The sequence below is a fragment of the Pontibacter mucosus genome, from assembly GCF_003054055.1.
GTDB lineage: Bacteria > Bacteroidota > Bacteroidia > Cytophagales > Hymenobacteraceae > Pontibacter > Pontibacter mucosus.
In genome coordinates, this window is the sequence record NZ_QBKI01000001.1 from 454574 (window position 1) to 480510 (window position 25937).

The window sequence follows — 25937 nt, forward strand, 5'->3', positions numbered from 1 at the left end:
ATAGTTAATTGTTGTTAGTGCTCCGAAAACAATCAGCAACTAACAATCAGCAATTAAAACTCCACCGTCGGGGCTTGCTGGGCGCTGGCCTCTGCCTCAAAGTAGCCTTTCTTCTCGAAGTCGAACATGCCGGCTATGAAGTTGCGCGGGAAGGAGCGGATGTAGGAGTTGTAATCCTGCACGGACTCGTTAAACTTGCGCCGCTCCACGGAAATGCGGTTTTCGGTGCCCTCCAGCTGCGCCTGCAGCTCCAGGAAGTTCTGGTTGGCTTTCAGCTCCGGGTACCGTTCCACGGACACCAGCAGGCGGCTCAGTGCGCTGCTCAGCTCGCCCTGCGCCTGCTGGAAACGCTCGATATTCTCTGGGGTCAGGTTGTCGGGGCTGATGTTGACGCTGGTGGCCTTGGCTCTAGCCTCGATAACCTGTGTCAGGGTCTCCTGCTCGAAGTTGGCGGCGCCCTTCACGGTGTTCACCAGGTTAGGAATCAGGTCAGCGCGGCGCTGGTAGGCGTTCTGCACGTTGGCCCACTGTGCCTCCACATTCTCATCTTTCTGCACCATAGTGTTGTAGCCGCACGATGAGAGCGAGCTGATCATGATAAATCCGATAAAGTAAAGAAACAGTCTTTTCATGGTTTTGATGTGTTTTTCAACTATACGCTTTTGTGTGCCCCCAGGGCGATATGAGTACGAATTTAGCAAATGCTTGTTAGAAAGCCGGGATTATTATCGAATAATTGGAATACAGCTATATGTACAGGAGGTGAAAAAGCGTGTAAAAGTATGGCTGTTACTCCTTGATAGCCTTTACATTGAAGGTTAGATTCAATATATTGCAGGAAATGTATAGTGGATGAAAGCAATTATACCTGTAGCTGGCGTTGGTTCTAAGCTTCGTCCGCACACATACACCCAACCCAAATCGCTGGTACCTGTAGCCGATAACACCATCCTGGGCCATATTATAGACAAGCTGCTGGAGGCAGGTATAACGGACTTTGTCTTTATCATCGGTTACCTGGGCGAGAAAGTGGAGCGCTACGTGCGGCAGAAGTACCCGCAGGCCAGGGCGGAGTTTGTAGTGCAGGAGCCACGCGAAGGCCTGGGGCACGCGCTCTGGGTGGCCCGCCATACCTACGAGCAGGAAGAAAGTATACTTATCATGCTCGGCGATGCGATTGTGGACGTGGACCTAACCCCTATTATAGAGGCTCCCTATTCTGTGCTGGGCGTGAAAAAGGTAGCCAAACCCTCCTTGTTCGGGGTTACAGAGATGGGCCGCGATGAGTTCGTGGTGAAAGTGGTGGAGAAGCCCAAGATCCCCAAGTCGAACTTTGCGCTGGTAGGGCTCTACAAGATCATGCACCCGCAGAAACTGCTCGTTTCGCTACAGCACATTATCACAGAGGACCTGAGAACGCAGGGCGAATACCACCTGACCGACGCGCTGATGCACATGATAAAGAACGGCGAGAAAATGGTTCCCTGGAGCGTGGATCATTGGTTTGACTGCGGCCGCAAGGAAACGCTGCTGGAAGCAAATGCCACCTTGCTCAGCCGCCCCAAGTTCCGCGACCGCGACTACAGCCGGCTTTGCCCTGGCTGCATCATCATTCCGCCGGTAAGTATAGGCGAGGGCTGCGTTATCACCAACTCCATCATCGGCCCCAACGTGGCCATCGGCGACAATACCACCGTTACCAACTGCGTGCTCAGCAACTCCATTATCGGCTCCTACTCCGAGCTGCGCTTTGCCGTCATGCACGACTCCATCATCGGCAGCGATGCCTCCTTCAAGGGCTTCAGCCACAGCCTCAACATCGGCGACAGTACCGAGATTAATTTCGGACAGTGATTTCTTGACAAAAGACATTATGACAAAGGACAAAAGAGCTGCATAACGGGTGTTGACCAATGGTCCCTTGTCAAATAGTCCATCGTCTATAAGTCAAATATTGCAGTCGTGCTACTTGATACGAGCTACGTGCTACGGTTCCTATAAAAATGTCAGCTCGTTCAGTTGGTCCAGCATCCAGCCGGTGAGGCTGTAGCGGTGGCGGGTGGCGGCCAGCACCTCGTGTGGAATCAGGTCGGCGCGGAAGCAGGCCAGGCGGCCGGCGATGGGCAGGATATCCACTTCTTCTTCGGTGCCGTCCTCCTGGGGCAAGTATAAACGCAGGTTGCCGCCGTGCTCGGGCAGCCAGTCCTCGTTCAGGTAGCAGATAAAGGAGAGGCGGCGGTGGTCGCTTTCCTTAAACTGGTCGATGTGGCGCTGGTACACGGTGCCCGGCGGGTATACCGTGAAATGGAACTCATAGTCTCTCAAACCCAGGAAGCAGGTGCGGTTAATGTAGCGTAGCAGTTCGTTCATGCGCTCGAGAAATACCTGGGTTGGCGGCAGCGCCTCAGAAGGCTCAATCCAGCGGATATAATCGCCGCGCACCTCCTTGTCTACTACCACCCGGTCGGCAGAGCCGATGCCGGCTTTTTTAAAAGCCCCCTGTTCCTTATGGAGCAGGAGCACGCCCAGCAGGTCCTGTACCTCCTGCGGCTCCAGGAAGTTGTCAATGATGGCGTAGCCCTTGTCCGACAGCCTGTCGGCGATTTGTTCAAATTTCTGCAGCATTTCTTCGTCTTCCCACACCATACGCATACTTCAAAATCAGGTCTATGATTGATGCTTTCAACCTGCATACTGTATTTGTTGGCTGCAGTTCAGGAATAAAGCCGACAAAAGTATAAACCAGCTGTTTTCCTGTAAAGAAATGAAGAAATTATTTTTATAATCGGCCATTTCCGGCGCGTGAGCCGCTTTAAGAGCAGGTGGCGCGCGCAGTTGTTGGCGTATTTTTTGTAACTTGTGTGCTGACTGCTCTAAAAGCACCTTAAACAATTTCCGGTAAAAGCTTTTTATGAAAAAGACAACAGTATTGCTGCTGGCCGGTGGCCTCACGGCTGCATCGGCATGCACCACCACCCAGAAAGAGACAACTGCCACTGGCATGACGACAGAAACAACCGCGGCCTCCGCAGAGGAGGTACAGCTAAATTACCCTGAGACGAAGAAAGTTGACCACGTGGATGACTACCACGGCACCAAAGTAGCCGACCCGTACCGCTGGCTCGAAACCCACACCGAGGAGGTGGACAGCTGGATACAGGCACAGAATGAGGTAACGCAAAGCTACCTGGGCGATATCGATTTCCGCGACAACATCAAAAGCCGCCTGACCGAGATCTGGAACTACCCAAAGTATGGCGCTCCGTTTAAGAAAGCCGGCAAATACTACTTCTACAAAAACGATGGCCTGCAGAACCAGAGCGTGCTGTATGTGCAGGAAACCCTGGAGTCGGAGCCAAAAGTGTTCTTCGACCCGAACAAACTGAGCTCGGACGGCACCGTGGCCCTGACCGCTTTCGCCTTCTCTAAGGATGGCAAGTACGTGGCGGTGGGTACCTCCAGCGGCGGCTCCGACTGGAACACCTACCAGGTAATGGACGCGGCTACCGGCAAAATGCTGAACGACAAGCTGGAGTGGGTGAAATTCTCCGGGCCAAGCTGGTACAAGGATGGCTTCTTCTACAGCCGCTACGATGCCCCAACCGAGGGTAACAAGCTGGCCAACAAGAACGAGTACCACAAAGTATACTACCACAAAATAGGCACACCGCAAAGCCAGGACCAACTGGTTTACGAGGACAAGGCACACGCGCTGCGTAACTTCTACGGCCAGACTACCAACGACGAGCGCTTCCTGATCCTGAACGCATCGGAAGGCGCGAGCGGAGCCAACGCCCTGTTCTACAAAGACCTCGCTGATCCGAAATCCACCATTAAACCAATTGTGGACAACTTCGAGAATGAGTACAACGTGGTGGATAACTTCGGCGACAAGCTGCTGGTGATGACCAACAAGAACGCGCCGCGCTACCGCCTGGTGCTCATCGACCCGAAAAAACCACAGGAGGCTAACTGGAAAACCGTAGTGCCGGAGTCGCAGAACGTGATCCGGGGCATCTCCACAGTGGGCGGACGCATCATCGTGACCTACATGAAAGACGCTACCAGCCAGGTAGTGGTGTACGACCAGAGCGGCAAGCAGCTGAACACGGTTGAACTGCCTACACTGGGAACGGTGAGCGGCTTCAGCGGCGACCAGAAAGACAAGGAGACGTTCTTCACGTTCACCTCCTTCACTTATCCGCCAACCATTTACCGTTACGACGTTCCGAACAACAAGGTGAGCCTGTTCCGCAAGACAGAAGTAAACGTGGACACGGAAGCTTATGAGACGAAGCAGGTGTTTTATACTTCGAAGGACGGAACCAAGGTGCCCATGTTCATCGTGCACAAGAAAGGCCTGAAGCTGGACGGCACCAACCCAACGTACCTGTACGCTTACGGTGGCTTCAATATCTCCATGACGCCAAGCTTTAGCATTGCCAACATGCTGTGGTTGGAGAACGGCGGCGTGTACGCGATGCCGAACCTGCGCGGTGGCGGTGAGTATGGCGAGGAATGGCACAAAGCCGGCATGACGCCAAACAAGCAAAACGTGTTCGACGACTTCATTGCCGCTGCTGAATACCTGATCGACCAGAAGTATACTTCTTCTGAGAAGCTGGCCGTAGCCGGTGGCTCAAACGGTGGTTTGCTGGTAGGCGCCTTCATGACGCAGCGCCCTGAGCTGGCCAAAGTGGCTCTGCCTGCGGTAGGTGTAATGGACATGCTGCGCTTCCACAAGTTCACCATTGGCTGGGCGTGGGTGCCGGAGTATGGCTCTGCTGATAACGCTGCCCAGTTCGAGAACCTGTATCAGTTCTCTCCGCTGCACAATATCAAGGAAGGTGTGAAGTACCCAGCCACGATGGTGAAGACTGCCGACCACGACGACCGCGTGGTGCCAGCGCACTCATTCAAGTATATTTCTGAATTGCAGGACAAAGGCGCTCCGGGCAACCCATACCTGATCCGCGTGGATGTACGCGCAGGCCACGGTGCCGGTAAGCCAACCTCGCTCCTGATCCAGGAGTGGGCGGATACCTATGCCTTCATCTACCAGAACATGGGCGTAAACCCCTACCTGAACCAATAACCTCAAGTATAAATCTGCCTTTATACTTTAAGCCGTGCCGCCCATTTTGGGTGGTGCGGCTTTTTGCTTTTTAAAGCGGCCAGAGGTCACCGGATACCTTATTCTCGCTGGACGCGAGCGGAGTGTTTGACGGAGTAATGAGCTCTCGCTCGCCTCCGGCGAGTGTGCGTTATCATGCGGCCTCTGGCCGCTAAAGCTTACAGCTCAGAAACCTTTAGCGGGCTATCAGTGCAGGCGCTGCTGTACACATAATGCTCAGGCTCCGTTACCAGTCCAGCTCGCACAGGATTTTGATGAATATAATCTACCTTCTGATCGATAATCGCGTTAGTGTGTAGCAAGACAGGGTGGTTTTTGTAGCTCCAGAAATGATACTTGCCATACTGCTTGTTGGCTTTGGCGAGGTATGAAAATAAGTATAGCAGCCATTCGCGTCTGCTCTCCTGCAGATTGTTCTCAAGACTGTCCAAAATCTTTTTGGCTGTATAGCTTTTAAATCTGCCAAGAAGCTCTGTCAAGTTGCCATCCTGCCTTCGGACCACCAGATGCAGGTGGTTTGTCATGATTACATAAGCAAAGATTTCCAACCCCTCCTTTTGCTGGCAATGTCTCAGGTTCTCAACCAGAATGTCTTTATATTCCTTTCTGGAGAAAACATCTACCCAGCCCACTACGGTCAGGGTAATAAAGTATAAGTCGTCGGGTGTCGTTTTGCGATATTCGCTCATAATATAATCTAACTGGCCGGTATGCAAAAACATTACGCAGTATGTATGAAAGCGGCCAGAGGCCCGGGATAGCGCACACTCTCCGGAGGCGAGCGTTACTTCTTTGGCTATTTTCAAAAACGAAACATAAGCCAGGCAAAAACGCTATAGGGTTTTTAGTATATTTATAGGTTGCTATAAAGCTGCAAGTATAAATTAGCCCCATGAGACCAGATCAAAACAACACCGCAGGCCAGGACGAGCTATACCTGGACGTAAGGCTGCTGAACAACCTCCACGACACGGCCAGGTGGGCGAGGGTGCTGGCTATACTTGGGTTTATACTTTCAGGCTTTGTGCTGGTGTTCGGGCTGTTTATGCAGCAAATCCTCATGGCGCCGGGGATGGAAGAGCGCACCACCGACGTGGGCTTCTCGGGGTTTGCCATTGTGGTGTATGCCTTCGTGGCGCTCGTATACTTTTTCCCGTCGCTGTACCTGTATACGTTCGCTGGCCGGATGCAGCAGGGAGTGGAGCAGCGGAACCGGCAACTGGTGCACAAGGCGGTAAACAAACTCAAGATCCTCTTCAAATTCATGGCCATCATGCTGGTGCTCTTCCTCCTGTTCTTCGGGCTGTCGTTGGGGATGCTGGCTACGGGTGTGTCGGAGCTGAGCTTTTAGAGAAAGTATACAAGCGGCTCCCGTGGTGCTGGTGGGGTATAGATGAAAGGTGAGACAACCACTTTGTATGAAGTATAGAAATTTTTTCATACTTTAAATACATCGTTCACCTAACCACCACAAACATGGATTCAGGACTTTACGCAAATGCAGGGGCGCCGCAGCCCTTCAGTATCACTCCCTCTTCGGCGGGCTATCTCAGCGAGGTAGCCAGGTGGGGGAAATTTCTGGCCATCATAGGCTATGTCATGATCGGAATCATGGTGCTGGCCGGCTTGTTCGCGGGGGCCGCCATGAGCATGTTCCTGCCGCAGGAGGCTATCGGCATGGCCGGAGGCGGCTTCTTCACGGTGCTCTACCTGCACCGTTTTTCAGGCAAGATGCAGGATGCCCTTCGTTTACACGACGAAGAGCTGTTGGCCTCCTCCTTCGCCAACCTCAAATCGCTGTTCAAGTTTTTGGGCATACTCACCATCATCATGCTGGCCTTTTACGGGCTGGGCATGCTGTTTATGTTCCTGGGTATGGGCATAGGAGCCATGATGTAACAGGGGCTTACGCTTAAAATTATTGCACCGGAAGCACACCTCAACAGGTGTGCTTTTGCGTTTTTCAGGTGGCATCGGCCGCGATTCTTGCGTACCTTGCAGCACAACAAGTATAACCAGGCGATGAAGTCAAAGGCAGGGGCAAGTGAATTTACCGTTCGCTCCGGCGAGGTAGACTACCGGGGGCACGCGACGCTGCCGGCTCTGGTGGGCTATATGCAGGAGGCAGCCTGGGAGAACACCCGCGACCTGGGCATCTCGATGTACGACTTGCTGGAGCGCGGCCTGACGTGGGTGCTGCAGCGCATGTGCGTGGAGATGTTCCGCTACCCCGGCCACAACGACAAAATTACTGTGGAAACCTGGGCTTCCGGGCGGGAGCGTGTGTTCCTGCACCGCGATTTCAGGATGTATACTTCGGAGCAGGAACTGCTGGGCCAGGCAACGAGCGTGTGGCTGGTGATGGACGTGGTGAAGCGCCAGCTCGTGTCGGTACCCGACTTTATTATGGACGTAGAGATAGTACCGGGCCAGGAGCCGCTGCCTTTTGCCAAAGGAAAGCTGCCGCAACTGCAGGAGGCGCAGCACGAGCAGCAAGTGCCCGTGCGCTGGCACGACATCGACCTGAACCGCCACGTCACCAACACCCGCTACCTGCAGTGGGCCCTGGATACACTGCCATTGGAAGTGCTCGAGCAACAGCAGCTGCGCGAGGTAGACATCATCTTTAAAGCCGAAAGTATACTGGGCGATACGGTGGTGTCGGCGGTGGCGCCTGCTGATGCGCAAGGCCATACTTTCCTGCACAAACTCACCAGCCAGGAGAGCGGTAAGGAACTGGTGCAAGCCAGGACAGCGTGGCAGGAGTTTGGAAGTTAGAGAGTTGGGGAGTTTAGGAGTTAGAAAGTTTGGAAGTTAGAAGGTTAGAAAGTTGTAGTGCATCTATCAACGAATAACTAACAACGAATAGCGAACATTATGATAGAGATAAGAAGAGGAACGGTAGACGATTTGCCGCAGGTGTATGCGCTGATACAGGAGCTGGCCGAGTATGAGCGGGCGCCGCAGGAGGTAACCAACACGCTGGAGGAAATGGAGCGCGACGGCTTCGGGGAAAACCCGATTTACAAATTTTTTGTGGCCGAGAACGAAGACGGTGTGGTGGGCATCGCGCTCTACTACACGGCCTACTCTACCTGGAAGGGGCGCATGCTGTTCCTGGAAGACCTGGTGGTGACGGAGAGGCTGCGCCGCGCAGGGATAGGCAGAAGACTTTTCGATGCGGTGGCGCAGGAAGCAAAAGACACCGGCGCCAAGCGCTTCCGGTGGCAGGTGCTGGAGTGGAACGAGCCGGCCATTGCCTTCTACAAAAAAATAGGAGCCGACCTGGATGGCGAGTGGATCAACTGCAACATGACCGAGGAGCAGATCCATCGGTACGTAGGTTAAACTTCCGCCTGACCACCCGCGCTTTAGAGGACCAAAACGTATATACTATGATTTCTCAAACGCCGCAACCGCCCTACTATGCCGTCATATTTACTTCCACACGCACCGACGGGGACAAAGGGTATGCCGAGATGGCAGACAAAATGGTGGAGCTGGCCCGGCAGCAGGAGGGTTTTCTGGGAGTAGAGTCTGCCCGCGAGGAGGTAGGCATCACAGTATCCTATTGGCGGGATTTGGAGTCGATTAAAGCATGGCGCGAGAACGCGGAGCACACTGTAGCCCGCAACAAAGGCCGGGAGGTGTGGTACCAGGAGTTCAAAACGCGGATCGCGAAAGTAGAGCGGGACTATGGCTTTTATAAAGGCTAAGCGGCCGGGGCAAGTATAAAGGAATAACAATATTAAGCAAGTTGTGCGCCTTAGCTTGTGCCCTCGCTCGCCTCTGGCGAGTGTGCGTCATTTGGTGGCGTCCCGCCTTTATACTTATACCATAAAACTTAAAGCGGCCAGAGGCGAGCTGGGGTACTTATGTACGCCATACTGACTTAGTAATGGTATAAGTATAAGAAGAGCCATAAAACAAATAAGCCAGCAGCTATACATTAGCTGCTGGCTTATTTGTTTTAACTCCTGCAGAGCTTACTCGTTCTCCTGCTTGCGCTCCACATCACGGGCCACAACTTCCAGCATCGATCGGAAGATCACATACTTTCCCTCATAGCGCTGGTGGTGGCGGGTTTCGATGGCTGCGGCATGGTCGCGCTGGTACTCTTCCAAATCCTCCATGTTGCGGCAGGTATACTGCACTGCGTAGGTGGTGCCACCGTTGGCTATCTCGTGCAGCAGGCGGCTAACCTGGTTGCCCAGGAAAAAACCGGTGCCCATCACGGCCGGAATGTGCTCTTCCTGTATCCACTGCAGCCACTCGTCGGCTACGGCGTTATCCACACTTATCGTTTCGTTATATAAAATCATACTACAAAATTACGAAATCCGGGCTAACATGGCCAAAGTATAAGTATGGGCTTCGGGCGCAGCCTGCGAAAAGTATAAACAGCGGCGCAGAAATGTGATTTTTGTAGTAGCTTAGGCCCGGTTATACTTTCAGAAACAGAGCAACAATGGCAGACCTTGGTAAGAAACTACAGCTCAAAAAAGAGCACGCTATACTTTTGCTGATGGCCCCGGAGGATGTGGCGCAGGCGCTGCAGCAGGAAGGCTATACGTTTATAAGAGCGGACGAGGCGCCGAGCGTGGGCAGCTACGGGGCGGTGCTGCTGTTTGTGCAGCAGGCCAGCGAGCTGGAGCAACTGGCACCGCAGGCAGTGGCGCTACTGCAACCTGAAGGGCTGCTCTGGGTGGCTTATCCCAAGAAATCGTCCGGCATAAAAACAGACCTTACCCGCGACAATGGCTGGCAGGTGATGGGCAGCATGCAGTATGAGCCGGTGCGGCAGGTGGCTGTGGACGAAGTATGGTCGGCGCTGCGGTTCAGGCCGCAGGCAGCGCGCAAACAGCCCTCCACATTCGGGGTGGACATGCCCGGCATCGACCGGAAAACGAAAACCGTAACGGTACCCGACGACCTGAAGGAGGCGCTGCAGGAGGCAGGGCTGCTGGAGGCTTTTGAAAGTATGGCTTTTACGCACCGCAAGGAGTACGTGGTGGCGGTGCTGGAGGCCAAAAGGCCCGAGACCCGTGCCCGCCGCATTGCCAAAACCGTGGAGGCGATGGCAAACAGGAAAGTATAAGAGTATAAATCAAAGTATAAAAGAAGAGGCGCAGTTCAACCGAACTGCGCCTCTTTTGGCGTATGGTATAGCTCGTATGGCTATTGAATGTTCACTGTAAAGGATGCCTCGATGTCCGTTTCGCCAACGGTTACGTCACTGTCGGCATTCTTAAGGCCTGGCTGGTGTTTCAGTGTGACCTTCAGGGTGCCGGTTTGGCCGGCGTTGCCGGTCAGCATTCTGGTTTTCAGACCTACCGGGCGGCCGTTGCTGTCAAAATCCTCCGGCACGACTTTCTGCACGACCAGCACGTCTTCAGGAGCGTCAAAGAAAAACTCGTGGTCTACCGCCTCTTCTCTGATTTCATCCTCAATCTTGTCGTTGAAGGTGATGGTGGCGGTGTACTGCGTGTTCGGAACCAGGCTGAGCGTTGGCTTGCTGCCGGCTGTAAAAGTGGCCGTAGCCGTCTGGATGCCCTTGTCGGTGGCAACTGGCTCCAGCGTCAGCGTCATAGAGGTGATGTTTTCCTCGTCTTCCAGCGGAGCCGGATCGTCATCGTCGCTGCAGGAGGTAGTAGATATAAACAGTGCGCCTAGCAAGAAAATAGTCAGGTAAGGTCTAAATAGTTTTTTCATGGTAAAGGTTTTTTAAAGAATGTACAACAATACGGGATTCACTATATAAATGATACTTATTTATTCATGTTGCTGAAATCGAACGGAATCCGCACGCGCAACAGCAGCATCCGGCCCAGTTCATCGGCGTAGTAACGCTGCTTGTTCAGGTAGTCGCGGTAAGCGGTGTTGAGCAGGTTGTTGCCGGTGATGCCCACCTCTATCGGCTGCTTGCCAAAGTGGATGGTGGTGCCTGCCTCCGCCTGCAGCAGGAAGTACCCATCCGGGGCCGGAGCAAAATCCTGCTCCGTTTTTTCGGGGGTGCGCCGCTGCTTCGCCACATACACGCCTCCCACCGACAGGTAGGTATCCGTCAACTTGCCGCCATTGCCAGAGGAAAATTCGTAGCGCAGGCTGTTGTCGAAACGGTTGGCCGGCATGTAGATCAGGTAGTCATCGGTATCGAGGTTACGTGCATACAGCAACGAGGTTTTCGACTCCAGCAACAGCCCCGTCGCCAGCCTGTAATCCCAGCTCAGGTCTATGCCCGAAAGCGTGGCGTTGGCCTGCGTATACTCAAACGCCGGGAAGGCTCCGCGAATAGTCAGCACCGGCTCCGGCAGCGGCCTCAGGTAAATATAATCACGGATGTAGTTGTGGTACAGGCTCAGCGTTCCGTTCAGGCGCGGGTTGCTAAAGTAGTCCACCGAAAACTCCAGGTTATAGGCCTGCTCCGACTTCAGGTTCGGGTTGCCGCTCTCGTAGGCGGCCGCGCTGTGGTGCACTCCCTCGCTAAACAGCTCGTTGGCACCCGGCGCGCGCCAGGCCGAGGTGGCACTCAGCCCGAAGGTCAGGTGGTAGCCCACGTCATACATCGCGGCCAGCGTGCCGGAGAGGTTGCTGAACTCATACTCGGGCTTAATCAGCTCGCGGTTATTCTCCAGCTTTTTCACCAGCAGGTGCTTGTAGTCGTAGCGCAGGCCTGCCTCCAGCTGCAGGCGATTTTTCCGCCAGGTTTCAGTGGCGAAGATGCCCGCCGTGGTGCCGGTAAAGTATGGCAGGAAATCGCTATAGCGGTAGGTGTTTTTCTGGTAGATCGTGCTGATGCCCACCAGGCCTGTCAGGTTGCCCAGCGGTTTGTGCTCAAACGTAGCCTCGGCAGTATGGGTGTTGAGCGTGAGCTCCAGGGTTGGGGCCTGGCTTACGCGCCGGCGCATGTCATACTCCTGGCGCAGGTTGCGCTGCCAGCCGTACACAAACTCCAGCTTGCCCGCCTCGCCCAGCTGCCAAAAACCCTTGGCCTTAAACAGGTCGTGCTGCACGTCCTGGTACGGGCGGTCGATGGCATACGTGAACCCGGCGTTGTCGGCGTTGCTGGGCCTGCCGCGCTCGATGGCATACATCAGGTCCTGCACACTGCCAATGTGCGACTCGCGCAGCACACCCAGCTCCGTGCTGAAGCGACTGTAGAACAGCTCTGCGCCATACTTCTCCTTGTTATATCCCAGCGCCGCCGAGAAATTCTGCTCCCGCAGGCCGGTGTTTTCCAGGTAATAGTCCGGCGTTTTGGCGTTACCGGCCTTGCGCAGCGTGCCTTGCAGGCGCCAGCTCAGCGGCGGCAGCTTCTCAAAGTTGCCCTCCACGGTGGCCGAAGTAGCCATCTGGCGGTTGTTGGTGCTGCCCAGCAAGTATAAATCGCCGCGCACACCGGGTGAGGTGGGCAAAGCCTTGGGCTCTACCAGCACCACCCCGCCAATCGCATCGGCCCCGTAGCGTACCCCGGCCGCCCCCTTAATCACCTTCATCTCTGAGGCAATAAAGGGGTCTATCTCCGGCGCGTGCTCAGCTCCCCACTGCTGCCCCTCCTGGCGCACGCCGTTGTTGAGCAGCAGCACGCGGTTGCTGTGCAGGCCATGGATAACCGGCTTGGAAATGGTGGGCCCGGTCTGCAGCGTGGTTACGCCGGCAATGCCTTTCAGCGTCTCGGCCAGCGCCAGGCCGCGCGTTTGCTCCAGCTCGCGGCCGCTTATACTTTGCTGGGTCTGGGCCTGCTCGCGCAGGTGCTCCCCGGTCACCTCCACGGTGCGCAGCTGGCGTGGGCTGGCGTGCAGCTGCAGGTCGCGGGTAGCCGAAGCAGTAAGCCTGACGGCAAACTGCTCCTCCTCGTAGCCCAGATACTTTACCTGCAGCGTATAGGCGCCACGGCATATCTGGTGGAAATGGTAGTTGCCGTACGCATCAGACATGGTGGCACGATCCAGCTCCGGCAAGTAAATGGTAGCCCCAATAAGCGGCTCGCGCGTGTCATGGTCCAGCACCTTGCCCGAAATGGTCAGGCCGCAGTCCTGCTCGGCGTCCTCGGCTACCGGTCCGGGCAGCGATTGGGCCCGTAATGCCGGCGCCTGCAACGCCAACAAAGCCAGCGCAATAAATATGGTTTTCGTCTTCAGCACGTCTTCTAATTTCAGCAATAATAAATGGGAGGCTACACCAAAGTATAACCTATAGCAGATTGGCCCTGCTGCGGCAGCCGCTACGCCAATGGCAGAAGCGGGCCTGTGAGGGCTCGTAAAAATATGTTTGGGAGGGTAAGCACGTGCCGCGGCCATACCTGGCAAAGTATAGACGGAGCGTGCGGGTTGCTGAAATCAGGCTACGGGAGGTCCCCGGAGATAGTATGGGATGGAGGTGCTGCCCTGCCAGGCACACGAATAAGAGCCGGCATAAACAGTGGTATGGGTAAAGGTGGTAAAGCTAAGGGTAAGCGTTTCGCCCTGGTACGGTGAGTTGAACACGTCCTCCACCGGGCAGTGCTTGTGTTTCATGCCTACCTGCGCCTCATGGGTGTCGCAGTGGTCGGCGTGCACCGTGTGCGTGTGCGGGTGCAGCTCCTGAATCAGCTCATCAGGCACCATGGCCCTGCTGAAGAGCAGGAGCAGCGCGAGGGCGATATGTTGGAGATAACGGTGCACGTCGGCGTTGAAACAAAAACAAAGATATACTATTTTCTACAATGTTGCATTTAGCATCGTTCCATGTTTATACTTTTCCTGTACGCACAAGTATAAATTGGGGTGCTGCTGCGGGTGGTTAGATAGGTTTCAGGTCAAAAGGTTTAGTCGGGCAAGTATAAAACTTAAGTTGCGATTAATCCACCCCTACCCCCTCCGAGGAGGGGAATTAAAGTACACTTGTAGAAATTCCCCTCCATGGAGGGGCGGGGGTGGGTTTACACTTTCACCAAAGTAGTGAACTGCAAACTGAGTTATAAATTAGCCCCGGAAGTATAAAAGTCTGCCGCAGCGGTAGTTTTTTCCGCCGCACCCTGCCATCCTGTCACGCTGGCGCCCTCTGGAACAGGTTTTGAAAGTATGGCCTGAAGTATAGTATCCGCAAAAGATCAACCTTAACCATATAAAGTATAGACAATGGAAGAAAGAGGTAATATCTCCATCCACACCGAGAATATTTTCCCGATCATCAAGAAGTTCCTGTACTCCGACCACGAGATTTTCCTGCGCGAGCTGGTGAGCAATGCCGTGGACGCCACGCAGAAGATCAAGCGCCTGTCCTCCATTGGCGAGTATAAAGGCGAGCTGGGCGAGCTGAAGGTGAAAGTGGCCGTGAACAAGGACGCCAAAACCATCACCATCTCCGACAACGGCCTGGGCATGACAGCCGAGGAGATTAAGAAGTACATCAACCAGATCGCGTTTTCGGGTGCCACCGAGTTTGTGGAGCGCTACAAGGACGCCTCTGCCGACAAGGATCAGATCATCGGTCAGTTTGGCCTGGGCTTCTACTCGGCGTTTATGGTAGCCGAGCGCGTGGAGATCATTACGAAATCGTATCAGGAGGGCGCTGAACCTGCCCGCTGGGAGTGCGACGGCAGCACCGAGTTTTCGATTACGACGGCTGAGCGTGCCGAGCGCGGTACGGACGTGATCCTGCACATCGCGCAGGACTCGGAGGAGTTCCTGGAAACAGCCCGCATCCGCACCATCCTGGACAAATACTGCAAGTTCCTGCCTGTGCCGGTAGAGTTTGAGGGGGAGACCATCAACAACCCGAGCCCGATCTGGACCAAGCAGCCATCGGAGCTGAAGGACGAGGACTACAAGGAGTTTTACAAGGAGCTGTACCCCTTCTCAGAGCCGCCGCTGTTCTGGATTCACCTCAACGTGGACTATCCGTTCAACCTGACCGGTATTTTATACTTCCCGAAGGTGAAGAACGAGTTTGAGATCCAGCGCAACAAAATCCAGCTCTACTCGCGCCAGGTGTTTATTACCGATGAGGTGAAGGACGTGGTGCCGGAGTTCCTGATGCTGCTGCACGGCGTGATCGACTCGCCGGACATTCCGCTTAACGTAAGCCGCTCTTTCCTGCAGGCCGACTCCAGCGTGAAAAAGATCAACACCTATATTACCAAGAAGGTGGCCGACAAGCTGGCAGAGATTTTCCGCAAGGACCGCGAGACATTTGAGAAGAACTGGGACGACATCAGCGTGTTTGTGAAGTATGGCATGCTGAGCGATGACAAGTTCTATGAGAAGGCGAAGGATTTTGTGCTGCTGCAGAATACGGAAGGCAAATACCATACGTTAGAAGAGTATAAAAACCTGGTGCAGGCCAACCAGACAAACAAGAGCGAGCAGCTGGTGCTTCTGTACACGACCGACGCCGACAAGCAGCATGCCTTTGTGGAGGCGGCCCAGAACCGCGGCTACGACGTGCTCAAGTTAGACTCCATCATCGACAGCCATTTTATTGGCCTGCTGGAGCAGAAGCTGGAGAAAACCACCCTCAAGCGCGTAGACTCCGAGACAATCGACAAGCTTATCGAGAAGGACGAGGCGAAGGAGAGCGTGCTGAGCGAGGGCGAGAAAGAGGAGCTGAAGAAAGTATACGAGGAGGCCATCAACAATAAAAACATGACCGTGGACGTGGCCCCGCTTGCCCCGGACGACGCGCCGGTGGTGATTACGCTGCCCGAGTTTATGCGCCGCATGAAGGACATGAACCGCGCCGGTGGCGGCGGCATGATGTTTATGGGCGAGATGCCGGACATGTATAACGTGACCATCAACGCCAACCACCCGCTGAACCAGCGCGTGCTGAAGGCCGAGGAGAAAGGGCAGCTGGCGCGTCAGGCGTTTGATCTGGCCCTGCTGTCGCAGAACATGCTATCGGGTGCGGCCCTTACCACCTTCGTGAAGCGCAGCTTTGAGCTGATGACCAAAGCGTAATACCCTTATTTTAAATACCTAACAGCTAAGGCAGTGTCCGTTTGGGCGCTGCCTTTTTTGCTTTTTGCTCCTGCTAAAGTATAAATGAAACTTACCCGGCGCGGGCACAGTTATAGGGGCCTGGTTGCCTGTTGGTGCGTATACTTATAATGTGCATCTTTACGTTGGGATAGTTGTTGATTGTTAATTGATTTCGGTAGATAATCAGGTGCAGCTAATTCGGCTGTGCATTCACTCATTCAAAAGTCACTCATTCAAAATTTGAAAAGCGCGGTTTATACTTTGTGGATAGGGATTTTACTGTTGAGCCTGGGCAGCTGCGGCCAGCCCAAGTGGAACAGTGACTATAACCTGAACATGGCCCGCCTGAAGGACGGCGACAAGGCAAAAACCGACGCCCTGGCCGCCGCCGACACCACCAAGCCCACCATCGAGACGAAAAACCCGCTGGAGGAGGAGATAGAGGAGAAAAAAAAGAAGCGCAAGGCCAAGCACAGCAAGCGCGAGTTTCTGGGCTACAAGATAAAGCGCGGGTTCACGAAAAGCGGCGGCAGCTACCGCGAGACCATCGAAACCTTCGGCTACCTGCCTGTGTACGAGGCACCGGATCGCTACGCCCCCTACAAGTATTACTACGATACCAAGAACCGCAAACTGGCCCGTTCTGCCGCTGTTCAGGAGGACACCGACCGCTACAAGGTGCTGCACGGCCCTTACAAGAAAACCCTGGACGGCGAGGTAGTGGAGGAAGGTTATTTTTACGTGGGTACCAAGCACCTGCGCTGGGAGAAGTACCGCAACAACGAAGACCACACCCTAGTGGGCAAGGAGCACTATGAAAAAGGCTTCCTGCGCGACGCGGTGGTAACTTATTACGGCGACACCAAAAAGATAAAAGAGGTAATTCCCTACGAGTACGGACAGGTGCAGGGGCCTTATTACCGGTTCTACGAGAATGGGCAGCTGGAGTGGAGCGGGCAGTATGAGAAAGGCCGCAAAGTAGGTGTCTGGATCAACTACTACGACTTCCGGAACCGCCGCCGGTACGAGTACCAATATCCTAAAACTGCCTACGACGCTCCGCACGAGCCGTACCTGCTCCGCGCCTACGACCGCCACGCCACCCCTATCTACGAGCGCGGCAAATTCGACAAACGCTCGCAGGCGAGTAGTAAGTAAGGTTTAGCCATTGCAAAGTATAGCTCTGCTCCCAGAGCGGAGGAGAGAGTTATGCTGCTGTTCCGGACTACTTCTGCGGACATCCTTGTCCGCGTTTCTGCAGTGCCGGGTCCAACCACCCCTGGCCCCTCCTTGTCTAAGGAGGGGAGTCTGTGATTACTTTCTCTAAAGTATAAGCTTGGTAGCTTAAGCCTTTGCGCGGACAGGTCGCGACCTGTCCCTACAACTTATAAACTCAGCAGACGATTACACCCCTGTAGAGCTTTGATCGGAAGCTTCGAACTCCCGTTCTTACTTGTCCTCAAGGGGACAGTAGTAATAGCAACGGCTATCGAACTGCTTCCCAGTTTTTCTGTGAGGCGCCTATGCGAGTTTTTCCGGTGCCGAGCGTGAGCGAGGCATTGCGACGTTAGGAGCAAAGGAAAAGCTCCCAGCGCCGAGCGGGAAAACGAGGCCTCCCGGCCTGGGAGGGCACCAAAGCCAGAAATGCAACAGTAGCTTATGTAAGGCTGGAGGATGAACGGCAGCTAGTAAGGATAGCTCGGTTCAAGTGGAAGGAAGCGGTGGCAATGCAAGTATAGAACGGGAAGAATAAATGGAGAAGTATAAGAAGTATAGCCCAAGTACAAGTATAGCTTTTCAAGCCAGTTGGACGACAAATCCAACATCATTAATAGCACGAGTTGCAAACTCGCGGCAGCGGTGAATGAAGGTACAAGCGGACGCTTGCCCCAGAGAGTATAACTCGCCTTCAGAAATCCAAGCGGCATACTCCTTCAATGAAACGCATCCTCAATATGATGAATAACCGGCGGAGACGACAGCGTGACCGAGATAATATCAAACCGCACCTCATGCCCCCACCCCTCCTGAAGTATAAACTCCTCCGCAGCGTTTAACAGCATGGCCTCCTTCTTCACGCCAACAGCCTCCTCTGGAAACCCGTACCTATCTGTAGACCTTGTTTTCACCTCCACGAACACCAACAGGTCGCCTTGCTGCGCGATAATGTCCACCTCGGCGCGCCGGTGCCGGTAGTTCTGCCGCAGGATGATGTAGCCCTTGCCTAGCAGGTAGGCAACAGCGTGGTCCTCGCCCATGCGGCCGGTGTGGAGGTGCTTGCTTATTTGAGAAGCCATATAAAAATTGTACTTTGCGGGCAGCTAAGGCTGCTTCGCCAACTTTAGCATCGGATGAAAGAACTTATTGAAAACTTTGCCCAGCAGTTGCGCCAGGCGATGCAGGCCGGGGAAAGCGAAACCGTAAACCTCGCCGGCCCCAGGTATAGTAATGTGGTGATGGCGGGTATGGGCGGCTCAGGCATCTGCGGCAACCTGGCCAAAACCTATGTAGCTAACAAGTTAACGGTGCCTGTGCTGGTGCAGAAGTGCCATAGCCTGCCCGCCTTTGTTGGCTCCAAATCATTGGTAATCGCCACCTCCTTCTCAGGCAATACGGAAGAGACGCTGTCTATGGTGCGGCAGGCAATGGAGGCAGAAGCGACTGTTAGCTTTGTAAGCTCTGGCGGAGAGATGCTTCGCATAGCCCAGGCTAACAACGTGCCGCACCTCACGCTGCCAGCAGATGCCGGTCCGCCCCGGGCTTGCATGGGCTTTATGCTGGTGCAGCAGTTATACTTGCTGCACTATGCCGGCCTGCTGGACGACGCCTTTAAAACAGAGCTGCGCCAAAGTATAGACCTGCTGGAAGAGCAGGCCGGAAGTATAAAAGTACAGGCCAGTGCCTTGGCCAGTTCGCTGCACGCACGGTTGCCCATACTTTACGCCGATGAGACTTTTATGCCCGTGGCGATGCGCTTTCAGCAGCAGCTGAACACAAACGCCAAGCAGCTGGCCCACGTGAACGCGTTGCCCGAGCTATGCCATAACGAGGTAGAGACCTGGCAAAACCCGTCGGAACTAAACGAGCGGCTGGCTGTTTTGTACATTAAAACAGGCTACGACCACCCGCGCAGCAGGCTCCGCATGGAGCTGGTACGGGAGGCGCTGGAGCGAAAGGGACAGCAGGTGCTGGAGGTAGAGGCCATTGGCGCTACCATGCTGGAGCAGATGTTTTATCTTGTCCACCTCTTCGACTGGGTGTCGCTGTACCTGGCCGGGCTGAATAAGGTGGACCCTGGCGACACAGAAACTATAAATCACCTGAAAAGGGAATTATCTAAAGTATAACGTGCAAAAAAATACCGACATACAGTTCAGGCACCTGGGGCTGATTGACTACAAAGAGGCCTGGGATTACCAGGACAAGCTCTTTACCGCCACACTGGACATTAAGGTGAAGAACCGTGCCGCTGGCCCGGACGAGCAGACGCCTACGCCAAACTACCTTCTCTTCTGCCAGCACCCGCATGTGTACACCCTGGGTAAGAGCGGCCACGAAGAGCACCTGCTGCTGAACCAGGAAGGGCTGCAGGCCAAAGGCGCCACCTATTACAAAATAAACCGTGGTGGCGACATCACCTACCACGGGCCAGGGCAGATTGTGGGCTACCCCATCCTGGATCTGGAGAACTACTTTACCGACATTCACAAGTACCTTCGTTTTCTGGAGGAGGCAATTATACTTACCCTGGCAGACTACGGCGTGGTAGCCGGGCGCATAGCAGGCCTTACGGGCGTGTGGCTCGACCACGAAGCGCAGCGTAACCCGCGCAAGATCTGCGCTATGGGCGTAAAATGCAGCCGCTGGGTAACCATGCATGGCTTCGCCTTCAACATCAACACCGATCTGGATTACTTTAATAACATTGTGCCGTGCGGTATTTCTGATAAAGCCGTAACTTCGCTGGCCAAAGAGCTGGGGCACGAGGTGCCGCTGGCCGAGGTAGAGGAAAAACTGTTGAAACACCTGGCCGCCCTTTTCGGCGCCAACATTACAACCGCTGCGCATGAAGAAAGACATTGATTTTGGGACGGTAGAGGGGATTGCGGTGGCTGTTGCCAAAGCCACAGAAGCAGTTGCCGACCAACCGGCCTGGAATGTATACCTGCTCAATTACAACAACTTTCCGGTAGAGAACGTGCTGGTGGCCTCTAAGGGCTACGGCATTATGGACGGGGAGGAAGTAAAAACCTCCGTGCTGCGCCACATGTTTGAGCGGGTGGAGGCAAAGAGCTTTGTACAGGTAGAGCCCATCGACCCGGCCATCTTCCACATCAACAATGAGTACTGGGTAAGCTATTACATCGGCCGCCAGATTTACGACAAGCGCTTTGTGTTTGTGCCCGACTCTATTGTGGAGGAAAACCTGATTGAGATAGGCATGCTGCAGACGCAGGGTGTGCTGCACTCCTGATCCGGCCTTACCAAAGTATAAATAAAGTATATCCCGGCTGCCGCCGCTGCTCCCATTCACCTTTTATACTGTGCACAGCTTGCTTCCAAAGTATAGCCTTATTTTCCGGATGCTCTTAGTCGTGTTGTGGCTGGGCGTGTGGCAGGCGCCTGTGCAGGGGCAGGTGTTGCCGCTGGAGCAGAAAAACACCATCACGGGCAATTGGCTGGTGCAGCCCGAGGGACAGGTGCAGCTGGTGCCCTACGTTTCGGGCCAGCATGCAAAGTATAAGGCCCTGCACCAGTGGCTGTCCATTACCCAGGCGCAGCCCTTCCAAATAGCCTTTACCGCCCCTAAGGATCTGTGCCTGTTTCTGAACAACCGGCTTGTCTTTAAGGCCGACTCCTCTGCCTACTATACCCTGGATTTGGCAGAGTTCAGCAAAGGGGCTGCGCCTGTGGAGGGCAAGTACCTGCTTACGGTATGGCACCCCGGCCAGCAGCCAAACGTGAGCACCTTCCGGAATGTGCCGCTCGTAGCCGACGAGCAGCAGGACGAGGGACAGCGCCCTTTCTCGGTGCAGGTGCGCGAGTACGTGAACCAAAATACCTTTATTATATTCATGCTGCTGATCGGGCTGTTGTATGGCCTGCTGCGCGTCAGCTTTCCCGCCGACTTCAAAAACCGGTTCAGCCCCCACAACTTCCTGCGCCACGACACACAGGAGATGCTGTACTCGGGCAAACCGTTGGGCACGGCCTCCAACCTGCTGTTCATACTTGCCTTCTCGCTTTCCATGGCGTTGCTTATTGCGGCCATACACACCAACGTGCAGCACGTGCGGCTGTTCAACCGCCTTTTCCCGGTGTCGGAGGCCGATATCACTACCAAAGTCCTCTTTTATACTTTGCTTATTTTCGGGGTGGTGCTGCTGAAGTATGTTTACCTGAAGGTGATGTCGTTTGTATTTGGCCTGGAGGAGTTGGTAAAGCTGCAGTACCGTGAGTTTCTGCGCTCGCTGCTGTTTATGGGACTTTTCCTGCCCTTCATCATGCTGCTTTACCTTTCCCTGAACATGCTAATGCCGGAGGCGATATTGCTTATTTCAAACCTGTCGGTGGCTTTGTTGCTGGTCATCAGTATCTTGCGGGTGTTTTATGGCGTAAATAAGAAAGTCTCGGTGATAAATTTGCATTTATTTTCGTACCTTTGCGCCACGGAAGTGATTCCGCTGGCAATTATGCTGGAACTGATCGTTTTTAACTTTTAGACAGCAGCGGGCGGGCATTACAGCAGGCGAACTTAAAAGCATTATTTTAATATGGCTGAAAGCAAAGCAAAGGGCTCTGCGAACCCTGAAAGACACAAGATTCCTATCAAAAGTATCCTGGTTACCCAACCACAGCCTACTACCGACAACTCTCCGTACCTTTCTATTGCAGAGAAGTATGGCATTAAGGTAGACTTCAGGGCATTTATTGAGGTGGAGCCTGTTTCCTACAAGGAGTTCCGTAAGGACAAAGTGGATATCCTGTCGCACACGGCCGTTATCTTTACAAGCCGCAACGCCGTGGACCACTTTTTCCGCATTTGCCAGGAGAGTAAAATAGAGATGCCTGCCGACATGAAATATTTCTGCATCTCTGACCAAACGGCTTACTACCTGCAGAAATATATTACCCTGCGCAAGCGTAAGTTGTTTGTGGGTGAGAAAACGGCCAAGGACCTGTTTGAGGTGATCAAGAAGCACAAGAACGAGAAGTACCTTTACCCTTGCTCCAACATCCGCAAAGACGATATCCCGGACTTCCTGAAGCAGAACAAGATCAAGCACACCGAGGCCATTATTTACAAGACTGTGGCCGCCGATCTGTCGGATCTGGACGATGTGACCTACGACTGCCTGGCCTTCTTCAGCCCGTCAGGTATCACGTCGCTGTTTGCCAACTTCCCGGACTTTAAGCAGAATAACACCCGCATTGCTGCCTTTGGCCCCACCACTGCCAAAGCGGTGCGCGACGCAGGCCTGGAGCTGGATATAGAGGCGCCGCACCCTAATGCGCCATCCATGACCGGAGCCATAGAGGTATACATACAGAACCAGATGCAGGAGGCAAAAAAATAAGCGATAACGCAACTTTTAAGCCTGGTTTGCATACGTACTAAAACGCAAAAGCCATTCCGATACAAAGGGACGGGCATTTGCGTTTTAGTGTTTAATAGCTATATTTGAATACGCTAGGTGCATTACTAGTTCCTTAACCTTGCCTTCTTGCCGCAGCCTATGAAAAAGCTTCTACCTGTCTTGTTGCTGGTGCTTCTGGCAGTGCCATTGGCGCAGGCGCAGCAACAGCCGCAGTTTACCCATTACGGGTTTAATGGCATGCAGATAAGCCCGGCTTACGCAGGTATAACCAAGCGGCCGGAGTTTATGTCCATCTACCGCTACCAGTGGCTCGGCTACGATGCCACCTTTGATGACGGTGGTGCACCGCAAACGCTTTTTTTGTCGGCGCATGCGCCGGTGCGGCTGCTCCACGGCGGCGTGGGCCTGAACCTGATGCGCGATAAAGTGGCCAACACCACCGTTCTCACCGCGGCACTCTCCTACTCCTTCCATATTAATATAGGTGAGACCGGTAAACTGGGCCTGGGCATACAGGGAAATGTGAACAACTATAAAAAGGGCCGCTATCGCGCCATAGATGAGGGCGACCCCAACGTGCCCTTCAACAGCGAGGACACCAAGTATGACCTGGGCGCAGGCGTTTGGTATGAGTCGGAGACGTTTTATGCTGGCGGGGGCATCACCAACCTGCTAAAGTCAGAGTACGAGTTTGCCGACTCCACCAATACCGGCAGGGGCGTGCTACTCGGGGAGAACCACCTCTACCTGACAGCCGGCTTCCACATGCCGCTAACTGCCGACCTTACCCTCACCCCAACTGCCCTTTTGAAGCACGACACCGAGACTTTGTCATTTGACGTGGGCGGCCGCTTGACCTACCAGGAAAAATATTGGGCCGGATTGAATTATCGTCATGAAGAAGCTGTTAGTGCCCTGGTGGGAGTTTCTTTGCTCCAGGACAATGCCCTGCGGGTGGGCTACGCGCTTGATTTAACTACTTTTAACAAGTCGGCCAAGGCTCCTACCTCGCACGAGGTAATGGTAAACTACCGCCTGCCAGAGCCAGTGGTAAGATTTAAGCCACCTGTAAGAACGCCCCGCTACTTTTTTACAAGGTAACGTTTGGTAATTGTAACAGCATTGTTACTTTTATGGGCGCTTCTTCAAAAAGTGCATAAAAAAATAATTGTACATTCCAATAATAATCAACCCTTTAGACCGTTTAAAAAATTAAAAAAGGCGTTGCAGTGAATTGTTTTTTATTTATTCCTATTTCTCATATATTTGCTACACTCGTAGAAGTGTGCTAAAATTTATTACAGAAAATTTACTTTTAACAGTCATCATGAATAAACTACTAAAGCTGTCTTCCTTCGTATTGGCGGTGGTGCTGCTTGCAAGTTGTGGTATGAGACGCGGGCCGCAAGGAGACCTTGTAGGCGCTGAAGACAGACCGGCATACAACCCTCAGGAAGTGCCCTACGGTATGGTTGCATGCCCGGGCGGTACCTTCCACATGGGGCAGGCTGACCAGGATATAGCAGCATCTATGGCAAACTTAAACAAGCAGGTAACCATTGGTGGCTTCTATATGGACGAAACCGAGATTACCAACAACGAGTACCGTCAGTTCATCAACGTGATGATGGAGGATTCGCTCGATGTACTGGGTGAGGAATATGTGATGACGGCGCTTTACCCGGATACCACCGTATGGGTAAAAGACTACACGTACCACATGGGCGACCCGTTGATGGAGTACTACTTCTCTCACCCGGCGTTTGATGACTACCCGGTTGTGGGAGTGGATTGGTTTGCAGCCAAGTACTTCAGCGAGTGGCGCACCAAGCACAAGAACCAGGCAAACGCCGAAAGCGGCCGCGCTCCAATGCCGCAGTTCCGCCTTCCTTCAGAGGCTGAGTGGGAGTATGCCGCCCGTGGTGGCCGTGATATGGCCGTTTACCCTTGGGGTGGACCCTACCTGCGCAATGCCAAAGGCTGTTTGCTGGCTAACTTCAAGCCAGGTCGTGGTGACTACTACAGCGATGGCTTTACCTACACTGCCCCTGTTGCCCAGTTCTTCCCGAACGACTTTGGCCTGTATGACATGGCCGGTAACGTAGCCGAGTGGTGCGAGGACGCCTATTCTGATGCCACTGTTCCGGTTACCTGGGACTTGAACCCGGTGTATAATGATGACAATGAGCCACGTAAAGTGGTAAGAGGTGGTTCATGGAAAGACATCGCCTACTTCCTGGAGACAGGCACACGCAACTTCGAGTTCCAGGATTCCGCCAGGTCCTACATTGGCTTCCGTAACGCCATGATCTACCTTGGACGTTCATCCGGCAGAGAGTTTTAAGAAGCATTTAATAGTAATTAAATACCAATCCCCCATTTAATCCTTTAATCAATCGTTCACTACTTTAATTAGAAAACAAAATGAGCAAAGCTAAAGGTCGCAGTTTCTTGTTCGACGTGTTGATGCCAAAAGTATATGGTATCGGTGCTGCTGTTGTGATTATTGGTGCGTTGTTCAAGATCCAGCACTGGCCAATGGCCGACTTAATGCTGATCCTTGGTCTGAGCACAGAGGCTATTATCTTCTTCCTGAGTGCGTTCCAGCCACAGCATGCGGAGCCGGATTGGGCCAGAGTATATCCACAACTTGCCGATGACTATAATGGCCAGGGTATCGTACCAGCTACTGCTGCTGTTGCCGGCCCGTCTGTAACAGGAAAATTAGACGAAATGATGCGTAATGCTGACATTACGCCAGAATCAATCCACCAGCTTGGCCTGGGCCTTAACCGCCTGAGCGAAACAGCTGCTACGATGGCTGACATGAGCAACGCTGCCGCCGCTACAGAGGAATACACTGTGCGCGTTAGAGCTGCTGCCGGCCAGTTGGATAAAATCAACGACGCCTACGCTACGACTGCGGACGCTATCGCGCAGATGGCTGTTTCCGCTACGGATGCGAAAGAATACCACACTCAGATTCAGGGAATGACCCGCAACCTGGGAGCTCTTAATGCAGTGTACGAAATGGAGCTTCAGGATGCCAACAACCACCTGAAAGCCATGAACAAGTTCTATGGCAACCTGAGCATGGCCATGGAGAACCTCACTGATGCCAGCAAAGATACAGAACAGTTTAAGCAGGAAGTTTCACGCCTGACGCAGAACCTACACTCTCTGAACACAGTGTACGGCAACATGCTGTCTGCGATGAAAGGTTAATCTTGTTTAGTAGTTCTA

At 53.7% G+C, this 25937-nt stretch carries 26 protein-coding genes; 18 read left to right on the forward strand and 8 right to left on the reverse strand.

The features are described 5' to 3' along the window. Nucleotides 1-53: 53 nt before the first annotated feature. A complete protein-coding gene (locus C8N40_RS02020) occupies nt 54-632 on the reverse strand; it encodes a LemA family protein (RefSeq protein WP_108210122.1) in 579 nt (192 codons plus the stop codon). A gap of 220 nt (nt 633-852) precedes the next feature. Here C8N40_RS02020 and C8N40_RS02025 point away from each other — a divergent pair, with 220 nt between their 5' ends. Then, entirely contained in the window at nt 853-1854 is a 1002-nt protein-coding gene (locus tag C8N40_RS02025) for a sugar phosphate nucleotidyltransferase (RefSeq protein WP_108210123.1), read from the forward strand. A 141-nt stretch (nt 1855-1995) separates the two neighbouring features. On the opposite strand, the gene C8N40_RS02030 is transcribed toward C8N40_RS02025, so the two are convergent. After that, entirely contained in the window at nt 1996-2652 is a 657-nt protein-coding gene (locus tag C8N40_RS02030; protein ID WP_108210124.1) for a 2OG-Fe(II) oxygenase, read from the reverse strand. 259 nt (nt 2653-2911) lie between these two features. On the opposite strand from C8N40_RS02030, the gene C8N40_RS02040 reads away from it, so the two are divergent. Next, complete coding sequence (locus tag C8N40_RS02040; protein WP_108210126.1) at nt 2912-5095, forward strand: prolyl oligopeptidase family serine peptidase; 2184 nt, start codon at nt 2912-2914, stop codon at nt 5093-5095. A gap of 197 nt (nt 5096-5292) precedes the next feature. On the opposite strand, the gene C8N40_RS02045 is transcribed toward C8N40_RS02040, so the two are convergent. Then, a complete protein-coding gene (locus tag C8N40_RS02045; RefSeq protein WP_108210424.1) occupies nt 5293-5823 on the reverse strand; it encodes an REP-associated tyrosine transposase in 531 nt (176 codons plus the stop codon). Nucleotides 5824-6026: 203 nt separating this feature from the next. Here C8N40_RS02045 and C8N40_RS02050 point away from each other — a divergent pair, with 203 nt between their 5' ends. From C8N40_RS02050 to C8N40_RS02070, 5 genes are all read left to right on the forward strand, one after another. Continuing rightward, nucleotides 6027-6485, forward strand: a complete 459-nt coding sequence (locus tag C8N40_RS02050) for a hypothetical protein (RefSeq protein WP_108210127.1) — start codon at nt 6027-6029, stop codon at nt 6483-6485. Nucleotides 6486-6610: 125 nt separating this feature from the next. Beyond that, nucleotides 6611-7033, forward strand: coding sequence for a hypothetical protein (locus C8N40_RS02055; protein WP_108210128.1), 423 nt, complete (start codon nt 6611-6613; stop codon nt 7031-7033). A 123-nt stretch (nt 7034-7156) separates the two neighbouring features. Beyond that, the gene (locus tag C8N40_RS02060; protein ID WP_108210425.1) at nt 7157-7912 is read left to right on the forward strand and encodes an acyl-[acyl-carrier-protein] thioesterase; all 756 of its coding nucleotides are present in this window, start codon (nt 7157-7159) and stop codon (nt 7910-7912) included. Nucleotides 7913-8011: 99 nt separating this feature from the next. After that, on the forward strand, nt 8012-8482 hold the full coding sequence (locus C8N40_RS02065) for a GNAT family N-acetyltransferase (RefSeq protein WP_108210129.1): 471 nt from the start codon (nt 8012-8014) through the stop codon (nt 8480-8482). Between the two features lie 47 nt (nt 8483-8529). Further along, nucleotides 8530-8850, forward strand: a complete 321-nt coding sequence (locus C8N40_RS02070) for an antibiotic biosynthesis monooxygenase family protein (protein WP_108210130.1) — start codon at nt 8530-8532, stop codon at nt 8848-8850. Nucleotides 8851-9120: 270 nt separating this feature from the next. Here the strand turns inward: C8N40_RS02070 and C8N40_RS02075 are convergent, their stop codons facing one another. Beyond that, nucleotides 9121-9456: a DUF4286 family protein gene (locus C8N40_RS02075; protein ID WP_108210131.1), complete on the reverse strand. Its 336-nt coding sequence runs from the start codon at nt 9454-9456 to the stop codon at nt 9121-9123. A gap of 146 nt (nt 9457-9602) precedes the next feature. Between C8N40_RS02075 and C8N40_RS02080 the strand changes: the two genes are divergently transcribed. Next, complete coding sequence (locus C8N40_RS02080; protein ID WP_108210132.1) at nt 9603-10232, forward strand: YdeI/OmpD-associated family protein; 630 nt, start codon at nt 9603-9605, stop codon at nt 10230-10232. Nucleotides 10233-10312: 80 nt separating this feature from the next. Here the strand turns inward: C8N40_RS02080 and C8N40_RS02085 are convergent, their stop codons facing one another. From C8N40_RS02085 to C8N40_RS02095, 3 genes are all read right to left on the reverse strand, one after another. After that, nucleotides 10313-10846, reverse strand: coding sequence for a hypothetical protein (locus C8N40_RS02085; protein WP_108210133.1), 534 nt, complete (start codon nt 10844-10846; stop codon nt 10313-10315). A 56-nt stretch (nt 10847-10902) separates the two neighbouring features. Beyond that, nucleotides 10903-13296, reverse strand: coding sequence for a TonB-dependent receptor (locus C8N40_RS02090; RefSeq protein ID WP_170113999.1), 2394 nt, complete (start codon nt 13294-13296; stop codon nt 10903-10905). Nucleotides 13297-13473: 177 nt separating this feature from the next. Further along, on the reverse strand, nt 13474-13797 hold the full coding sequence (locus C8N40_RS02095; RefSeq protein WP_108210135.1) for a hypothetical protein: 324 nt from the start codon (nt 13795-13797) through the stop codon (nt 13474-13476). Nucleotides 13798-14253: 456 nt separating this feature from the next. On the opposite strand from C8N40_RS02095, the gene htpG reads away from it, so the two are divergent. Both htpG and C8N40_RS02105 read left to right on the forward strand, forming a co-directional pair. Then, nucleotides 14254-16074 (forward strand): molecular chaperone HtpG, encoded by a 1821-nt coding sequence (gene htpG, locus C8N40_RS02100; protein WP_108210136.1) that lies wholly within the window; start codon nt 14254-14256, stop codon nt 16072-16074. 282 nt (nt 16075-16356) lie between these two features. Next, a complete protein-coding gene (locus C8N40_RS02105) occupies nt 16357-17253 on the forward strand; it encodes a toxin-antitoxin system YwqK family antitoxin (protein WP_245904955.1) in 897 nt (298 codons plus the stop codon). Nucleotides 17254-18029: 776 nt separating this feature from the next. Here the strand turns inward: C8N40_RS02105 and C8N40_RS02110 are convergent. Further along, nucleotides 18030-18392, reverse strand: a complete 363-nt coding sequence (locus tag C8N40_RS02110) for a YraN family protein (RefSeq protein ID WP_108210138.1) — start codon at nt 18390-18392, stop codon at nt 18030-18032. A gap of 54 nt (nt 18393-18446) precedes the next feature. Here C8N40_RS02110 and C8N40_RS02115 point away from each other — a divergent pair, with 54 nt between their 5' ends. The 8 genes from C8N40_RS02115 (at nt 18447) to porL (ending at nt 25919) form a co-directional block, all read left to right on the forward strand. After that, entirely contained in the window at nt 18447-19442 is a 996-nt protein-coding gene (locus C8N40_RS02115; RefSeq protein WP_108210139.1) for a bifunctional phosphoglucose/phosphomannose isomerase, read from the forward strand. A gap of 1 nt (nt 19443) precedes the next feature. Continuing rightward, the gene (gene lipB / locus C8N40_RS02120; protein ID WP_108210140.1) at nt 19444-20178 is read left to right on the forward strand and encodes a lipoyl(octanoyl) transferase LipB; all 735 of its coding nucleotides are present in this window, start codon (nt 19444-19446) and stop codon (nt 20176-20178) included. Beyond that, complete coding sequence (locus C8N40_RS22555; RefSeq protein ID WP_170114000.1) at nt 20162-20569, forward strand: hypothetical protein; 408 nt, start codon at nt 20162-20164, stop codon at nt 20567-20569. The genes lipB and C8N40_RS22555 overlap by 17 nt, the downstream gene beginning before the upstream one ends. A 70-nt stretch (nt 20570-20639) precedes the next feature. Then, nucleotides 20640-21818 carry a DUF4271 domain-containing protein gene (locus C8N40_RS02130; RefSeq protein WP_245904956.1) on the forward strand — a complete coding sequence of 393 codons (1179 nt, stop codon included), beginning with the start codon at nt 20640-20642 and terminating at the stop codon, nt 21816-21818. Nucleotides 21819-21869: 51 nt separating this feature from the next. Continuing rightward, complete coding sequence (locus tag C8N40_RS02135) at nt 21870-22673, forward strand: uroporphyrinogen-III synthase (protein WP_108210142.1); 804 nt, start codon at nt 21870-21872, stop codon at nt 22671-22673. A 159-nt stretch (nt 22674-22832) separates the two neighbouring features. Beyond that, nucleotides 22833-23795: a PorP/SprF family type IX secretion system membrane protein gene (locus C8N40_RS02140; protein WP_108210143.1), complete on the forward strand. Its 963-nt coding sequence runs from the start codon at nt 22833-22835 to the stop codon at nt 23793-23795. A 226-nt stretch (nt 23796-24021) separates the two neighbouring features. Beyond that, nucleotides 24022-25038 (forward strand): T9SS ring complex lipoprotein PorK/GldK, encoded by a 1017-nt coding sequence (gene porK, locus C8N40_RS02145; protein ID WP_092101179.1) that lies wholly within the window; start codon nt 24022-24024, stop codon nt 25036-25038. Between the two features lie 80 nt (nt 25039-25118). Then, a complete protein-coding gene (porL, locus tag C8N40_RS02150) occupies nt 25119-25919 on the forward strand; it encodes a type IX secretion system motor protein PorL/GldL (protein ID WP_092101181.1) in 801 nt (266 codons plus the stop codon). Nucleotides 25920-25937: the final 18 nt, after the last annotated feature.

Excerpts from the sequence above, each read along its gene's own strand:
- C8N40_RS02020 (WP_108210122.1), bottom strand. The coding sequence starts at position 632 with ATGAAAAGACTGTTTCTTTACTTTATCGGATTTATCATGATCAGCTCG.
- C8N40_RS02025 (WP_108210123.1), top strand. The coding sequence starts at position 853 with ATGAAAGCAATTATACCTGTAGCTGGCGTTGGTTCTAAGCTTCGTCCG.
- C8N40_RS02030 (WP_108210124.1), bottom strand. The coding sequence starts at position 2,652 with ATGCGTATGGTGTGGGAAGACGAAGAAATGCTGCAGAAATTTGAACAA.
- C8N40_RS02040 (WP_108210126.1), top strand. The coding sequence starts at position 2,912 with ATGAAAAAGACAACAGTATTGCTGCTGGCCGGTGGCCTCACGGCTGCA.
- C8N40_RS02045 (WP_108210424.1), bottom strand. The coding sequence starts at position 5,823 with ATGAGCGAATATCGCAAAACGACACCCGACGACTTATACTTTATTACC.
- C8N40_RS02050 (WP_108210127.1), top strand. The coding sequence starts at position 6,027 with ATGAGACCAGATCAAAACAACACCGCAGGCCAGGACGAGCTATACCTG.
- C8N40_RS02055 (WP_108210128.1), top strand. The coding sequence starts at position 6,611 with ATGGATTCAGGACTTTACGCAAATGCAGGGGCGCCGCAGCCCTTCAGT.
- C8N40_RS02060 (WP_108210425.1), top strand. The coding sequence starts at position 7,157 with ATGAAGTCAAAGGCAGGGGCAAGTGAATTTACCGTTCGCTCCGGCGAG.
- C8N40_RS02065 (WP_108210129.1), top strand. The coding sequence starts at position 8,012 with ATGATAGAGATAAGAAGAGGAACGGTAGACGATTTGCCGCAGGTGTAT.
- C8N40_RS02070 (WP_108210130.1), top strand. The coding sequence starts at position 8,530 with ATGATTTCTCAAACGCCGCAACCGCCCTACTATGCCGTCATATTTACT.
- C8N40_RS02075 (WP_108210131.1), bottom strand. The coding sequence starts at position 9,456 with ATGATTTTATATAACGAAACGATAAGTGTGGATAACGCCGTAGCCGAC.
- C8N40_RS02080 (WP_108210132.1), top strand. The coding sequence starts at position 9,603 with ATGGCAGACCTTGGTAAGAAACTACAGCTCAAAAAAGAGCACGCTATA.
- C8N40_RS02085 (WP_108210133.1), bottom strand. The coding sequence starts at position 10,846 with ATGAAAAAACTATTTAGACCTTACCTGACTATTTTCTTGCTAGGCGCA.
- htpG (WP_108210136.1), top strand. The coding sequence starts at position 14,254 with ATGGAAGAAAGAGGTAATATCTCCATCCACACCGAGAATATTTTCCCG.
- C8N40_RS02110 (WP_108210138.1), bottom strand. The coding sequence starts at position 18,392 with ATGGCTTCTCAAATAAGCAAGCACCTCCACACCGGCCGCATGGGCGAG.
- C8N40_RS02115 (WP_108210139.1), top strand. The coding sequence starts at position 18,447 with ATGAAAGAACTTATTGAAAACTTTGCCCAGCAGTTGCGCCAGGCGATG.
- C8N40_RS22555 (WP_170114000.1), top strand. The coding sequence starts at position 20,162 with ATGAAGAAAGACATTGATTTTGGGACGGTAGAGGGGATTGCGGTGGCT.
- C8N40_RS02135 (WP_108210142.1), top strand. The coding sequence starts at position 21,870 with ATGGCTGAAAGCAAAGCAAAGGGCTCTGCGAACCCTGAAAGACACAAG.
- C8N40_RS02140 (WP_108210143.1), top strand. The coding sequence starts at position 22,833 with ATGAAAAAGCTTCTACCTGTCTTGTTGCTGGTGCTTCTGGCAGTGCCA.
- porK (WP_092101179.1), top strand. The coding sequence starts at position 24,022 with ATGAATAAACTACTAAAGCTGTCTTCCTTCGTATTGGCGGTGGTGCTG.
- porL (WP_092101181.1), top strand. The coding sequence starts at position 25,119 with ATGAGCAAAGCTAAAGGTCGCAGTTTCTTGTTCGACGTGTTGATGCCA.